The organism is Aquisalinus flavus (assembly GCF_014640095.1).
GTDB classification, from domain to species: Bacteria; Pseudomonadota; Alphaproteobacteria; order Caulobacterales; family Parvularculaceae; genus Aquisalinus; species Aquisalinus flavus.
Map to the genome: position 1 here is coordinate 1,472,427 of NZ_BMGH01000001.1, position 13,261 is coordinate 1,485,687.

General features: G+C 59.6%; 13 protein-coding genes and 1 tRNA gene. 5 read left to right on the plus strand and 9 right to left on the minus strand.

Annotation, left to right across the window (positions count from 1 at the left end; genetic code table 11):
* A complete protein-coding gene (locus tag IEV88_RS06815; protein WP_188159154.1) occupies positions 1-1,371 on the plus strand; it encodes a PAS domain-containing sensor histidine kinase in 1,371 nt (456 codons plus the stop codon).
* Positions 1,355-2,491, plus strand: coding sequence for an ATP-binding response regulator (locus tag IEV88_RS06820; RefSeq protein WP_188159153.1), 1,137 nt, complete (start codon positions 1,355-1,357; stop codon positions 2,489-2,491). The genes IEV88_RS06815 and IEV88_RS06820 overlap by 17 nt, the downstream gene beginning before the upstream one ends.
* 3 nt (positions 2,492-2,494) lie before the next feature.
* On the opposite strand, the gene nusG is transcribed toward IEV88_RS06820, so the two are convergent.
* From nusG to IEV88_RS06850, 6 genes are all read right to left on the minus strand, one after another.
* The gene (nusG, locus tag IEV88_RS06825; protein ID WP_188159152.1) at positions 2,495-3,028 is read right to left on the minus strand and encodes a transcription termination/antitermination protein NusG; all 534 of its coding nucleotides are present in this window, start codon (positions 3,026-3,028) and stop codon (positions 2,495-2,497) included.
* 21 nt (positions 3,029-3,049) lie between these two features.
* A complete protein-coding gene (gene secE, locus IEV88_RS06830; RefSeq protein ID WP_188159151.1) occupies positions 3,050-3,346 on the minus strand; it encodes a preprotein translocase subunit SecE in 297 nt (98 codons plus the stop codon).
* A 142-nt stretch (positions 3,347-3,488) separates the two neighbouring features.
* Positions 3,489-5,264 carry a sodium:solute symporter family protein gene (locus tag IEV88_RS06835; RefSeq protein WP_188159150.1) on the minus strand — a complete coding sequence of 592 codons (1,776 nt, stop codon included), beginning with the start codon at positions 5,262-5,264 and terminating at the stop codon, positions 3,489-3,491.
* Positions 5,265-5,268: 4 nt separating this feature from the next.
* Positions 5,269-5,553, minus strand: a complete 285-nt coding sequence (locus tag IEV88_RS06840; protein WP_188159149.1) for a DUF4212 domain-containing protein — start codon at positions 5,551-5,553, stop codon at positions 5,269-5,271.
* A gap of 120 nt (positions 5,554-5,673) precedes the next feature.
* A tRNA-Trp gene (locus IEV88_RS06845) sits at positions 5,674-5,749 on the minus strand.
* A 148-nt stretch (positions 5,750-5,897) separates the two neighbouring features.
* Positions 5,898-7,016: a peptidoglycan-binding domain-containing protein gene (locus IEV88_RS06850; protein ID WP_188159148.1), complete on the minus strand. Its 1,119-nt coding sequence runs from the start codon at positions 7,014-7,016 to the stop codon at positions 5,898-5,900.
* 252 nt (positions 7,017-7,268) lie between these two features.
* On the opposite strand from IEV88_RS06850, the gene IEV88_RS06855 reads away from it, so the two are divergent.
* Together IEV88_RS06855 and tdh are read left to right on the plus strand one after the other, a co-directional pair.
* Positions 7,269-8,471: a glycine C-acetyltransferase gene (locus IEV88_RS06855; RefSeq protein ID WP_188159147.1), complete on the plus strand. Its 1,203-nt coding sequence runs from the start codon at positions 7,269-7,271 to the stop codon at positions 8,469-8,471.
* A gap of 10 nt (positions 8,472-8,481) precedes the next feature.
* Positions 8,482-9,510, plus strand: coding sequence for an L-threonine 3-dehydrogenase (tdh, locus tag IEV88_RS06860; protein WP_188159146.1), 1,029 nt, complete (start codon positions 8,482-8,484; stop codon positions 9,508-9,510).
* 112 nt (positions 9,511-9,622) lie between these two features.
* Here tdh and IEV88_RS15235 read toward each other — a convergent pair whose 3' ends face one another.
* The 3 genes from IEV88_RS15235 to IEV88_RS06875 form a co-directional block, all read right to left on the minus strand.
* Positions 9,623-10,129: a J domain-containing protein gene (locus IEV88_RS15235; RefSeq protein ID WP_206711263.1), complete on the minus strand. Its 507-nt coding sequence runs from the start codon at positions 10,127-10,129 to the stop codon at positions 9,623-9,625.
* A gap of 120 nt (positions 10,130-10,249) precedes the next feature.
* Complete coding sequence (locus IEV88_RS06870) at positions 10,250-11,104, minus strand: division plane positioning ATPase MipZ (RefSeq protein WP_188159261.1); 855 nt, start codon at positions 11,102-11,104, stop codon at positions 10,250-10,252.
* Between the two features lie 193 nt (positions 11,105-11,297).
* Positions 11,298-12,308, minus strand: coding sequence for an SPOR domain-containing protein (locus IEV88_RS06875; RefSeq protein WP_188159145.1), 1,011 nt, complete (start codon positions 12,306-12,308; stop codon positions 11,298-11,300).
* Positions 12,309-12,366: 58 nt separating this feature from the next.
* Between IEV88_RS06875 and panC the strand changes: the two genes are divergently transcribed.
* Positions 12,367-13,260, plus strand: a complete 894-nt coding sequence (panC, locus tag IEV88_RS06880; protein WP_188159144.1) for a pantoate--beta-alanine ligase — start codon at positions 12,367-12,369, stop codon at positions 13,258-13,260.
* Position 13,261 lies beyond the last annotated feature (1 nt).

Consider the following 13,261-nt stretch of genomic DNA (forward strand, 5'->3'; position numbering starts at 1 on the left):
GTGAGCGATCTCGTCGAAAAGATGAACGCGATCATCGCGCGGGAGCGGGCAAGCCGGAAGCAGGCAGAGTCCCTGCTGGAAACGAAGAGCCTCGAGCTCTTCGAGAACAACCGGCAGCTGCAGGCATCGCAGGCCAGGCTCGAATACTCGATTTCGGTCCTCTCCGAGATCATGAACCACGCTCCGGACGGCGTCATCCTGTGTACCGACGATTTCAAGATCCATATCTGCAACCGGCATTCCTGCGAATTGACCGGCCACGCCCACGACTTGCTGATCAACCAGCCGGTCGACAAGCTGGTGCACAATATCAGCCTGATGTTGAACAGGACGAAAAGCGGCAATTTCACCTTCGCCCGCCAGCGGCTGACCCGAGCCGACGGGGATATCCGGATCGTGGATATCAAGGGATACAAGGGCCCGATCGGCCAGGAATGCCACTACGTCCTGATGGTCCAGGACATCACCGAAAAGCTGCATGAAGAACAGCAGCACTCGAAGATGGCAAGCCAGCTCGAAGAGGCCAGGCGGCTCGAGGCAATCGGCGCCCTGTCCAGCGGGATCGCCCATGAGATCAATACACCGATCCAGTTCATCGGCGACAATATCGACTATCTGGGCGACGCCATGCAGTTGATCAACCAGTCCTACCAGAGATATGAAAAGCTGCGCGCCGAGGTCTGGGGCATCGAGCCGCTGCGCGATCTCGTGGCAGAAATCGACACGTTCAACGCCTCGGTCGACCTCCCCACCATGATCCGGGAAATTCGGGCCTCACTGGACGATGCCCGCGCCGGCATCCGGCAGGTGCGCGATATCGTCAGGCTCATGAAGGAATTCGCCCATCCGGGAACCGGCCAGAAGGATCCGGTCAACCTCAACGAACTCATCGGCAATGTCGTCACGATCAGCCGCAACCAGCAGAAAAATATTGCGACGATCAGCCTCCAGCTGGACGAGACCCTGCCGCAGGTTCCGTGCCGGCGCAGCCAGATCCAGCAGGCCCTCCTGAATCTCGTGCTCAACGCCATCGACGCCGTTGCCGAAACGCAATCCGGATCGGGCGAGATCGCCATCCGCACCTGTCACGACGATGAGCAGGTGCATCTGTTCATTTCCGATACCGGCAACGGTATCCCGCCTGCCCTGAGAGAACGGGTATTTGATCCGTTCTTCACGACGAAACCGGTCGGCAAGGGCACGGGCCAGGGGCTCGCTCTGGCGCAAGACTATATCGTCACCGGTCACCAGGGCCGTCTGAGCCTTGTCGAGATCGAAGGTTACGCCACGACTTTTCGCATAAGCCTGCCGCTACGGGCTCCCGACATGAATTTATCCGATCAAGAGGTGGAACATGACTTTGTCAGCTGAAAAAATACTGCTCGTCGATGACGAGCCGAGACTGCTCACGGCGTTGAAGCGGCGATTGTCGACGGAGTTCGTCGTCGAAACGGCGCTGAACGGCAACGAGGCGCTAGCAATCCTGGAAAATGATGACCAGATCGCTCTCATCATCGCAGATATGCAGATGCCTGGCATGAACGGCATTGAGCTGCTTCAACAGGTGCGCAGGAGATGGCCCGAGGTGCGTCGTGTCATGCTGACGGGAAACTCGGACCAGGACACCGCCATGGCCGCGATCAATGATGGTCACGTTATGCGCTTCCTGCGAAAGCCAACGGAGTTTGTCGAACTGCGCCGGGCCATCAATCACGCGCTGGATGATTATAGCTTTGCAAGAGGTGGCGACGAAACGGCAACGGCCGAGAAGCCGGACGAAAAAGCCCGCAAGGCCTTCATGTCGATCATTAGCCACGAATTGCGCACGCCGCTCACCCACATCATTGGCCTGTCCAGTATCCTTCAGGAAATGGTCGCGGCCGGCCAAACCGATCTGTCAGAGGCCTATCTGGGGCACATCCGCACCAGCGGCGAGGAGTTGCTGTCGCTGTTAAATCGCGTGTTGTTCTACACACGGATTATCTCAAGCACGGTGCATGAACCGCTGGTCGCTGTATCGGTCGCAGCCTGCCTGAAGGATGCGATCCAGCCCTATCGCGGGGAAATCGCGAAACGGAATATCAGCCTGTCGATCGATTGCCAGCACGACGGCGTTACGTTCCTCGCGCGTGCGGATGAGGTGGTGATGGCGTTGCGGGAGATTATCTCCAACGCCGTCAAGTTCAATCGCAACGGCGGACATATATCCGTGATCGTGCACGAGGACGAGACCAATGTATCGTTGAGGATAGCAGACACCGGCGTCGGGATGCCCGAAAGCACGGTCGCGCGGGCGATGGAGCCATTCCGCCAGGGTGACGAAGAATTGAGCCGCCAGTTCGAGGGCATCGGCATGGGCTTGTCACTGGCCCATGCCATCGCGAACCTGAATAACGGTCAGTTAACGGTGCAGAGCGTGCACGGAGAAGGTACGACAGTCGTTATCACACTGGAACGCGCCCGCGCAGCAAGGCAGACGGCCGCCGCGTAGCGATCAACTGCCCTTTTCGACCTGGGCGTATTCCAGCTCGACCGGGGTGGCGCGGCCGAAGATCGAAACGGCGACCTTCAGGCGGGCATTGTCCTCGTCGACTTCCTCGACGACGCCGGAGAAGGACGCGAACGGGCCGTCGGTGACGCGGACATTCTCGCCGACCTCGAACAGGATCGTCGGACGCGGACGCTCGACACCCTCTTCCATGACGCCGAGGATCCGGTCGACTTCCTTCTGGCTGACCGGCAGCGGTTTCTTTCCGGTGCCGAGAAAGCCGGTGACTTTCGGCGTGTCATTGACGAGGTGATAGGTGTCATCATTGAGGACCATCTTGACCAGGACATAGCCGGGGAAATAGCGGCGCTCGGTATTGATCTTGCGGCCCCGGCGCACTTCGACCACTTCCTCGGTCGGCACCAGGACTTCCTCGATATACTGCTCCAGCCCCTTCTCGGCAGCCGACATCTTGATTGACTCAGCGACCTTCTTCTCGAAGTTCGAATAGGCGTGAACGATGTACCATTTATGTGCCACGGGCTTGATCCTGACTATTGGTTAGAGGCCGAGAATGAACTGGACGACGATGCGCAGCAGCTGATCGACCAGCAGGAAGAACAGCGACATGATCACGACCATGATCAGCACCATGATCGTTGAGGCAAACGTCTCGTTGCGAGAGGTCCAGGTGACCTTCTTGCCTTCGCTGATGACCTGATTCCAGAACTGGACCGGACCGACGGACTTTTTCTTGGGCGCGTTTTCCTGCGTCACCTTGATATCCGGATCGCGTTCGCGGCCCCTGTTGGATTTGCCTGATGACGACTTGGTCGATTTGCCTGGTTTCTTGGCCATGTTTCCTGTCCAGCGTTGCGTCATTGAAAGATACGGTTTGATAGTGCCCTTACAAGGGTTTTGGCCGATCTTTCCTTTTGGGAGATGCGCTTCAATCGGTCATCTCAAACGATCTGTCAAGCGCATTCCGCTCACCCGCCCCTTAACCGGGCGGCATGGCCTCGTCACCGAGGCCATGCATCGTGCGGCTGCCAGGCACACGGATATCCTCGACCAGGTCCTGGATTTCCTGCGACGGTGCCGGCGTCAGAAGAGCCGTGACAATCCCCGCGATCAGCGCCAGCCACATGAACAGGAAGCCAATCCCCTCCGGCGAGATGCCGAACAGGTACTGGTCCGGGGTGCCGCCACCGAACTTGAAGAAATAGATATAGCCGAACGTGGTGATTAGACCTGTCAGCATGGCGACGATAGCGCCTTCCCTGTTCATGCGCTTCCAGAAGATGCCGAGGAAGATGACAGGAAACAGCGAGGCCGCTGCCAGCCCGAAGGCGAAGGCGACCACCTGCGCGACGAAGCCGAGCCTGTCGGCGAAGAGCCCGACAAGGCCAGCGGCGAACACGGCCCCGGCAGCCGCGACACGGGCGATCCTGAGTTCGGTCGTGTCGCTCATCCCCTTGAACAGGGTGCGCCGGCAAAGGTCGTGACTGACGGCGGAGGAGATGACCATCAGCAGGCCTGCCGCCGTGGACAGCGCTGCCGCCATGCCGCCGGCGACGACAAGGCCAATGACCCAGCCTGGCAGACGGGCAATTTCCGGATTAGCCAGCACGAAGATGTCGTTATTGGCGACGACTTCGTTCTCCAGCCCGTCCGGTGCATCAGGCCCGCGGATCTGCATGCGGCCGTCTCCGTTCTTGTCTTCAAAGGAAACAAGCCCCGTCGGCTCCCAATGCTTGAACCATTCAGGCACGACCTTGCCGCCATCGGCCTCGATCGCCACTGTGCGCGCCGCGTAGTCTTCCTCGCCGACATAGGTCGCCTCGTTGACGGTATCGATGAAATTCAGCCGGGCAAAGGCGCCGACCGCCGGGGCCGTCGTGTAGAGAAGAGCGATGAACAGGAGCGCCCAGCCGGCGGAAATGCGCGCGGCCTTGGCACTCTTGACAGTGAAGAACCGCACGATCACATGCGGCAGGCCGGCGGTACCAAACATCAGCGCCGCGGTGATGCAGAAGATGTCGATCATCGTCTTGTTGGTCGAGGTATATTCGGCAAAACCGAGATCGGTAAGTACGCCGTTGAGTTTCGCCAGCATCGAGATATCCTCGCCGCGCACATCCGAGATAAACCCGAGCTGCGGGAACGCATTGCCGGTGATCGTCAGGGAGATGAAGATTGCGGGGACCGTATAGGCGAAGATCATGACACAGTACTGGGCGACCTGGGTATAGGTAACGCCCTTCATGCCACCGAGCACGGCATAGAAGAAAACGACGACCATGCCGATGACGATGCCCCATTCGAACGGAATGCCGAGGAAGCCGGAAAAGGCAACGCCGACGCCCTTCATCTGCCCCGCTATATACGTGAAGGAGACGAACAACGCACAGACGACGGCAACGACACGGGCGAAGGTCGAGTAATACCGGTCGCCGACAAAATCCGGCACGGTGAACTTGCCGAATTCGCGCAAGTAAGGTGCCAGCAGCATGGCCAGCAGCACATAGCCGCCGGTCCAGCCCATCAGATAGACCGATCCGCCATAGCCGAGAAAGGCAATCAGCCCCGCCATCGACAGGAACGAAGCCGCCGACATCCAGTCCGCCGCAGTCGCCATGCCATTCAGCGTGGGATGGACATCATGCCCTGCGACATAAAACTCATTGGTCGATCCTGCCCGGGCCCAGATCGCGATACCGACATACAGGGCGAATGAAAGCCCGACGAAGAGATAGCTCCAGAATGTCTGATCCATGGCTCTATCCCTTGATGCCGTATTTGCGCGAAATGCGGTTCATGCCGATGCAATAGATGAAGATCAGTACAACGAAGACATAGATCGCTCCCTGCTGTGCGAACCAGAAGCCGAGCGGTGCGCCGCCGATAGAGAATCGATCGAGAAAATCGCGAAACAGGATGCCAGCGCCGAACGAAACGATGAACCAGATCGCCAGCAGGGACAGCGTGAGCGTCAGGGTCGCTCGCCAATAGGCCGAGTTATCGGGGCGCGAGCCACCGTTGACGGGCTTTTCCGTTTCAGACATGTCATTACCTCCCGGATGCGCCTGTTAGCGCTTGTCATTTTTTGCAAGCGTAACCCTAACTCGCTGTAAGACAAATAGTTTTTCGGGAGGTTTTCTCTTGCCGGGCCGAATTGCCGAAAATGGCAGGGGCAGCAGGATTCGAACCCGCGACCCTCGGTTTTGGAGACCGATGCTCTACCAGCTGAGCTATACCCCTATCGGTCCCGGCACAGGGAAAGCTTCTGATACAGAAGCCACCCGCAAATCGCAATCCCGTTTTTCGCCGCCTCGTCCAGATAGCAAAAAAAACGGCCGGACGCTATGCCGGCCGTTTTTTCCCTCTGATGGCCTTGGCCGGCGTTTTTCTACATTACGCCGAGGCTACGCACAGTCGCCATAGTCAGCCCCCCTGTGCCCAAATTTTCGCGCCGCTGATAGGCTTCGATCGCGTTCATCGTACCCGGCCCGAGAACACCGTCAACGGCAACATCGTAGCCTTCGCGGCGCAAGGCGCTCTGAACGCGACGAATTACGTCCGGTGTTGTATTTGTCTCACACAGCACCTCACGCCAGACGAGCTTCTCGTCGCTGACCTTACGCTGCTTGGTCACGGTCTTGTAGGTCGCGGGAACCGGAATACGGCGTTCCGATGCCGGGGCGACTTCGCGACGGACACGAACTGTGTCGTAGGTCGGCGGGATCGGCACGACACGGGTTGTTGCCGGCGTGTCCACGACGCGTTTGGTCACGGTGCGGGTCACGGCCGGGATCTGAACCTGCTCGGTTCGCGCCGGAGAGACCAGCACCTGTTTCTCGATGGTGTTGTACTCAGCCGGAACCTCGATCAGGCACATGATCTCGCCTGTCGGTGTGCCGCGAACATCGGTAACCGTACCACCATGCATGGACTGGCCGATAATACCCTGCCCCTGAACCCATTTGGTATAGCCCTCGCGCACGAGAACGCGCTCGGTACGGGTCTCGTATCGGGCCGGGATCGTTGTCAGTTCGACGCGCGCCGGTTCGACGACGACCGTCTCGGTGACCATGCGATAGGTCGCTGGCATGACTTCGATACGCTCGCCACCCTCGCTGACGACAACCCGCTCTTCCGCCCACTCATATTGAGCCGGGATGATTTCGACCCGCTCGGAAGCCTCCTGGGCGAGCAACCGGTCGGAATAGGCTTCATACTCGGCCGGGATCAGGATGCGGGCATAGCATTCGCCGGGTTTTGCCGGGGGCAAATCGGCGTAGGTGCCGGTATTGTCGCTCGTCGACAGGCTTGACTGCGTTTCAAGAGATGTTTGAAGGCTGGCATTCTGCTGGCGCAGGGCAGAATTCTGGCGTTCCAGCTCCGACATGCGCTCCGCCTCGACGGACGGCGCCGAAACCCCTGGCGCTGGCTCCATGGTGCTCTCGCATCCGGCCAGCAAAGCGGCGACGGCCAGCGGTGCGATAGCGTATTTGAATTTCTTCATCATGATTTAAGACCCCACTATACTCTCCCCCGGATCAGGATGACCGGGACGAACAGGCAGCCATGACCCCGCCTGTTCAACCGGCATTAATTTGAATTAACTATTTCAACCAGTCAAACGAAATAGCAAATTCCTGCCATAAAGACCTGATTTCGCACAACTTTATGGCGTTCTGTCCGCTTGATCCTCCCTTGCGTGGGGCAAAGATTGTTCGACCTGCCCATTCCCACTACATTCCCGCCAAAGGAGACCAGAATGTCGGACAGCTTTCTATCCAGGATCAGCGACACGCTGAAGGAAATCGAGGATCAAGGCCTCTACAAGATCGAGCGCGAAATCACCTCACCGCAGTCGGCCGAGATCACCGTAAAGAAGGATGGTCAGGAAAAGCGGGTCCTCAATTTTTGCGCCAATAATTACCTCGGTCTTGCCGACCACCCGGCCCTGATCCGTGCTGCCCATGATGCTGCAGAAAGATACGGCTACGGCATGGCCTCCGTCCGGTTCATCTGCGGCACCCAGGACATCCACCGCGAACTTGAGCACACGATCGCCGACTTCCTTGGCTATGACGACTCGATCCTGTTCGCCGCCTGCTTCGATGCCAATGGCGGCGTGTTCGAGCCGCTGCTGACGGCTGACGATGCGATCATCTCGGACGAGTTGAACCATGCCTCGATCATCGACGGTGTCCGCCTGTGCAAGGCCAACCGCTATCGTTTCAGGAATAACGACGCAGACGACCTGGAAGCGCAGCTGAAACAGGCCGATGCCGATGGCGCCCGCACCAAGCTCGTGGTTACCGATGGCGTCTTTTCCATGGACGGCTACATCGCCAATCTCGACCGTCTGTGCGAGATCGCCAAGAAATACGACGCCCTCGTCATGGTCGATGACTGCCACGCCACCGGCTTCATGGGCGAAGGCGGCCGCGGCACGCCGGAGCATCATGGCGTCATGGACAAGGTCGATATCCTGACCGGCACGCTTGGCAAAGCGCTGGGCGGTGCGATGGGCGGCTATATCTGTGCAGCCCAGCCGGTGATCGATCTGCTTCGCCAGCGCGCCCGCCCCTATCTGTTCTCCAACGCGCTGACGCCGTCTCTCGTCGGTGCCTCGATCAAGGCGATCGAGCTGGTGCGCGAGGGCGCCGACCTGCGCCGGCAGCTGTTCGAGAACGCTAGACAGTTCCGTACGGGGATGACCGACGCCGGGTTCGAATTGCTGCCGGGCGAGCATCCGATCATTCCGGTCATGCTGCACGACGCTGCCCTGTCGCAGAAAATGGCCAACCGGCTGTTCGAACTGGGCATCTATGTCACCGGGTTTTTCTATCCGGTCGTGCCCAAGGGCAAGGCGCGCATCCGCACGCAGATCTCTGCTGCCCATACGCCAGAGCAGATCGACCGCACCATCGACGCATTCACCACTGCCGGCAAGGAACTCGGCGTTATCTGAGGATCAATCCATGAAGTCTCTCGTCAAGTCGAAGCCAGAGCAAGGCATCTGGCTGGAGGAGGTCAAGGCGCCGACGGTCGGGCACAATGACGTGCTGATCAAGGTGAGAAAAGCCGCGATCTGCGGCACAGACATCCACATCTACAACTGGGATGAATGGGCGCAGAACACCATTCCGGTACCGATGACGGTCGGCCATGAATTCATGGGCGAGATCGTCGAGCTCGGCTCCGAGGTGAAGGGCCTCTCCATCGGCGACCGCGTCTCTGCCGAAGGACATATCACCTGCGGCCATTGCCGCAATTGCCGCGCCGGCAAGCGTCACCTATGCCGCAACACCGTCGGTATCGGCGTGTCGCGGGCCGGGGCGTTCGCCGATTACATTTCGGTGCCGGCGATCAATATCTACAAGCTGCCCGATGCGGTGACGGATGATCTCGGCGCAATCCTCGATCCTTTCGGCAATGCCGTGCATACCGCCCTGACCTATGATCTCGTCGGCGAGGATGTGCTGATCACCGGTGCCGGCCCCATCGGGGCCATGGCCGCCGCCGTCGCAGCCCATGTTGGCGCACGGAATATCGTCATCACCGACGTGAACGACTATCGCCTCGGTCTGGCAAAGACCATGGGGGCAACCCGAACCGTCAATGTCGCCAAGGAAAACCTGCGCGATGTGATGTCCGAACTCGGCATGACCGAGGGCTTCGACGTCGGTCTTGAAATGTCAGGCGTGCCATCGGCTTTCCAGTCCATGCTCGACACGATGAATCATGGCGGTCATGTCGCCCTGCTCGGCATTCTGCCCAAGGGAGCAGGCATCGACTGGGACAAGGTCATCTTCAAGGGTCTGCAGGTCCAGGGCATTTATGGCCGGCGCATGTTCGAGACCTGGTACAAGATGGGTGCCCTGCTCCAGAGCGGCCTCAATCTGAAGCCGATCATCACCCATCACGTGACGGCGGATGAGTTCCAGAAGGGTTTCGACGTCATGCGCTCCGGCCAGTCCGGCAAGGTCGTGATCGACTGGGCGGCGTGATGCAGGCGGCCTAAAGCGTTTCCCGGTGAAGTGGAAACCGGTTCACCGTCAGGAAACGCGACAAACAAGGAGTCTGGGTCGTTTCCGCGTTTCCACAGAATGCTGAAACGATCTAGCTGCCCGTAAGCCTTTTCTTCAGCACATCGCGCGCTTCGTTCAACTTGGCCGCAAGATAATCCGTACCGCCACGGTCGGGATGCAGCTGGCCGATGAGGCGTTTGTAAGCGATATCAACCTCTTCGACGCTCGCCCCTTCTTTCAGGCCGAGGACCGAATAGGCCTCGGTCGGCTCCATGGCGCTGCTGCGCGGGCGCCAGTCGGTCTGCTGGCTGCCACCCTGAGATGGCTTCGTATCCTCACGTAGATCGTCATTGTCGAGCAGCGCTTCCCGGATACGATCCATGATGATGAGGCCGACGCCGATGACACCGAGGATCAAGGCAAAGGGAATGATCTTGAGATACAACGCGATAAGGATCAGGGCGAAAATGAAGACACCCTGATAAAGCCGTTGCGTCCGGCGTGGACGGGGCAATTTGATGCCAAAATGGTCTGTATAGCGCGGCGGCAACAGGAAGATGCCGGATATGGCGGCGATGATGATCAATATGGCCAGCACGGACTACCCTCGATTTCGTGACAATCATCATCGGACCAGTGACGGTCACGTGTAAAGCCCGTTCCCGCCAAATCACATCTTCCAGGTCCGGCTCGGGCTCGGGGAGTCAGTCTCAGGCTGTCAGGCGACCTTTTTCAGACCGCGCTTGTCCGGCAGGTTGAGCGAGGCAAGAAAGGTACGGATCTCGAACCGCGCGGTCACATGGCTCATCGATGTCATGGAGCGTGGCACACCATCGGCACCAAGATCGAGCAGCGTCAGGCCCATCGGGAACAGTTCGCGATAGATCACCCGTTCGCCGAAGCCCTTGGACAGCCTGAAGCCGATCCGCTTCGACAACTGGTCGAGCATCTTGCCGACGCGCTTCTTGTTATTGGCGTTGACCGCGCCCATCCGGTTACGCATCACCACCCAGTCGATGCCGCCCATGATGCCTGCGCGGGCGCGGGTCTGGCGTGCTTCCCAGACCATTTCGGCATAAAGGCTCGGCCCTTCGATCTCGCCCGTATTGCTATCGATCCGGGCAAGCAGATCAAAGTCGACGAAACTGTCATTCATTGGCGTGACGATCGTATCGGCATGGGCATGCGCCAGCCTGGAAAGATGGGTATCGGCACCCGGGCAGTCGATCACGAGGAAGTCGCAGCGCGCAAACTTCATCAGGATATCCTGGAAGCCCCTTGTTTCGGCTGAATAAGCCTGCTCACGGCTGTCGAGTTTGCTGAAGGGTGGCGGCAGGATTAGCGGCACAGGCAACGCGGCGTGGTCTACCTCGTTCTGGATCCCCCATTTAACCCGGTTCTCCAGATAGCGAGACAGGCTCTTCTGCCGGATATCGAGATCGAGCGCACCAACTTCATACCCTGCCTTCATCAGCGATATGATGAGGTGCATGGCCGCCGTCGTCTTTCCGGAGCCGCCCTTTTCATTGCCAATGACAATCACATGGGTCTCGGCCTGCTGGTCCGCACCCATCCGGGAGTCCTCGCTCTCGGACCCGGCGGGCCTGTCTTCGGGCGTGTAATCCGGCACGGATCTGAACGGGTTGGACATTATTGAGTACCGATCTGGCTTGGACGCGACTGTAGTGCAGGCAACGCTGCACGGTATTCAGATTACGTTGATTCACGAGTCCGGAAGTTATTTTAGGTAACTCGCGGGGGGATCGTCAGAGTGGATCGCCATCGAACGCCATGACGGCGCAATAGTCGCCGCCAGACTTGATCCTTTCGCAGAGCGATATTGCCTCCTCGCGCGTGGCCAGCGGCCCGGCCTTGAGCCGGTAGTGCAGGCCGAGCCCGGGAATATCCGCCGCAGCAATTCGCGGCTCCAGCAGGCCAAGCTCCTCGGTGTTACGGCCAAGCAGGACATCCCACCCCGAATAGGCGTTATCGATGACGCGATAGGACGCGAGATGCAGACCATACAGCCCGCCAGCTGTCGGCCTCGCTGCCTCACTGCTCGCGGGGCGCCGTTCCGGCGTGGCGGCTGCTTGAGTCTCGCCATAAACAGGCAGCCCATCACTGCCGCGCCGGGGCGACGCATTGCGGCTGCCATAGGACGGCGTGGAAACCGGGGCCTCGGGAATTTCCGGCTCGCCGCCATATGCCGATCCGGTGACCGGCTGGGCGGTTGCAGCACGCTGAGGCATTGGCGGTGTCGCCCCAGCATCGGCATAGCCGGGATCGGCACTCGCGGGCGTCTGGCCGGGATATTGTCGCGGCCGGGACGGCATCACTGCCCCGTCGGTGACGATCAGCCCATCTTGCTCGGCACGGCGCAGATCATCGATGCTGGCGCTGTCTTCCTGCACACTCTCCCAGTAGTCGGGATATTGGCTGTCATAGCGCGGCGTCGATGTGTAGGGCGCGGCGGGAACCCCCGGCGCCGTGCCGCCTTGCGTCGCATACCGCTGAGCAGGGTCAGCTGCTGGCGCCGTTTCACCGGTATAGGAGCCCGATTCCCCATACGGATCTTGCCCATACGGATCTGGCGTCGACCGCGCTGTTCCCTGCAACGACGGTTTGCTGACCGATGCACTGACCGGTTCGCCCGGTGCCGCGGGCAGGTCATCGCTGAAGGACTCGCAGGCCGTCAGGACCACACCCGACGCGATCATGATGACCATCCCTGCCCGGTGCATGACAGCGGGGCCGATAGCGGTTGGGTAGCGGTTCATCTTCATCTATATCATCCGTCAGCCGCAGCGGTTCGTCTCAAAATCCCGGAACACGACTATGTCAGAGCAAGTAGAGAACGATTCTATCCCCGACAGCACGCAAACGGTAGCGGGCTTGCGCGCCCATATCGCGATGTGGCGAGCCCGAGGTGAAACCATTGCCCTGGTGCCGACCATGGGCGCCCTGCATGATGGGCATCTTTCCCTTGTTCGCCTCGGCAAGCAACGGGCTGATCGCTGCGTTGCTTCCATCTTCGTCAATCCGAAACAGTTTGCTGCCCATGAAGATCTCGGCACTTATCCGCGCCGGGAGGACGAGGACCTGAAAATGCTGGCCGATGCCGGATGCGATCTCGTCTTCCTGCCCCAGCCAGCGGAAATGTACCCGGATGGTTTCGCGACATCGGTCAGGATCGAAGGGCTGTCGGAGCCACTGGACGGCCAGTCCCGACCGCATTTCTTTGGCGGCGTCGCCACGGTCGTCACCAAACTGCTCAATCAGGTCCGGGCTGACATCGCGATCTTCGGCGAGAAGGATTATCAGCAGCTGCTCATTATCCGCCGCCTCAATGCCGATCTCGATATCGGTACGGAGATTATCGGCGGGCCGATCGTGCGCGAGGAAGACGGCCTCGCCATGTCGTCCCGCAACGCCTATCTTTCGTCCGTGGAGAGACGGATCGCCGGGCAGCTCAACAAGGTGCTGCGCCAGACAGCTCTCAAGATCGCCCAGGGCGGCGATGTGCTCGGCTCGATTGAGGACGGTCACGCCCTGCTGAAACATGCCGGATTCAGTACGATAGATTATCTGGAGGCGCGATCTGGCAAGGACCTGACCCTGCTCGGCCCCGGCAAGCTGACACCTGAAGACCAGGAGCACGCCCGGGTGTTCGTCGCCGCAATGCTTGGCCGGACGCGACTGATCGACAATATGAAGGTCACGGACGTCTGAA

Bases quoted from the DNA above. Each gene is read 5' to 3' on its own strand.
- panC (WP_188159144.1), top strand. From the start codon at position 12,367: ATGTCAGAGCAAGTAGAGAACGATTCTATCCCCGACAGCACGCAAACG.
- tdh (WP_188159146.1), top strand. From the start codon at position 8,482: ATGAAGTCTCTCGTCAAGTCGAAGCCAGAGCAAGGCATCTGGCTGGAG.
- IEV88_RS06875 (WP_188159145.1), bottom strand. From the start codon at position 12,308: ATGAACCGCTACCCAACCGCTATCGGCCCCGCTGTCATGCACCGGGCA.
- secE (WP_188159151.1), bottom strand. From the start codon at position 3,346: ATGGCCAAGAAACCAGGCAAATCGACCAAGTCGTCATCAGGCAAATCC.
- IEV88_RS06835 (WP_188159150.1), bottom strand. From the start codon at position 5,264: ATGGATCAGACATTCTGGAGCTATCTCTTCGTCGGGCTTTCATTCGCC.
- IEV88_RS06870 (WP_188159261.1), bottom strand. From the start codon at position 11,104: ATGGGTGCGGACCAGCAGGCCGAGACCCATGTGATTGTCATTGGCAAT.
- IEV88_RS06855 (WP_188159147.1), top strand. From the start codon at position 7,269: ATGTCGGACAGCTTTCTATCCAGGATCAGCGACACGCTGAAGGAAATC.
- IEV88_RS06850 (WP_188159148.1), bottom strand. From the start codon at position 7,016: ATGATGAAGAAATTCAAATACGCTATCGCACCGCTGGCCGTCGCCGCT.
- IEV88_RS06820 (WP_188159153.1), top strand. From the start codon at position 1,355: ATGACTTTGTCAGCTGAAAAAATACTGCTCGTCGATGACGAGCCGAGA.
- IEV88_RS06840 (WP_188159149.1), bottom strand. From the start codon at position 5,553: ATGTCTGAAACGGAAAAGCCCGTCAACGGTGGCTCGCGCCCCGATAAC.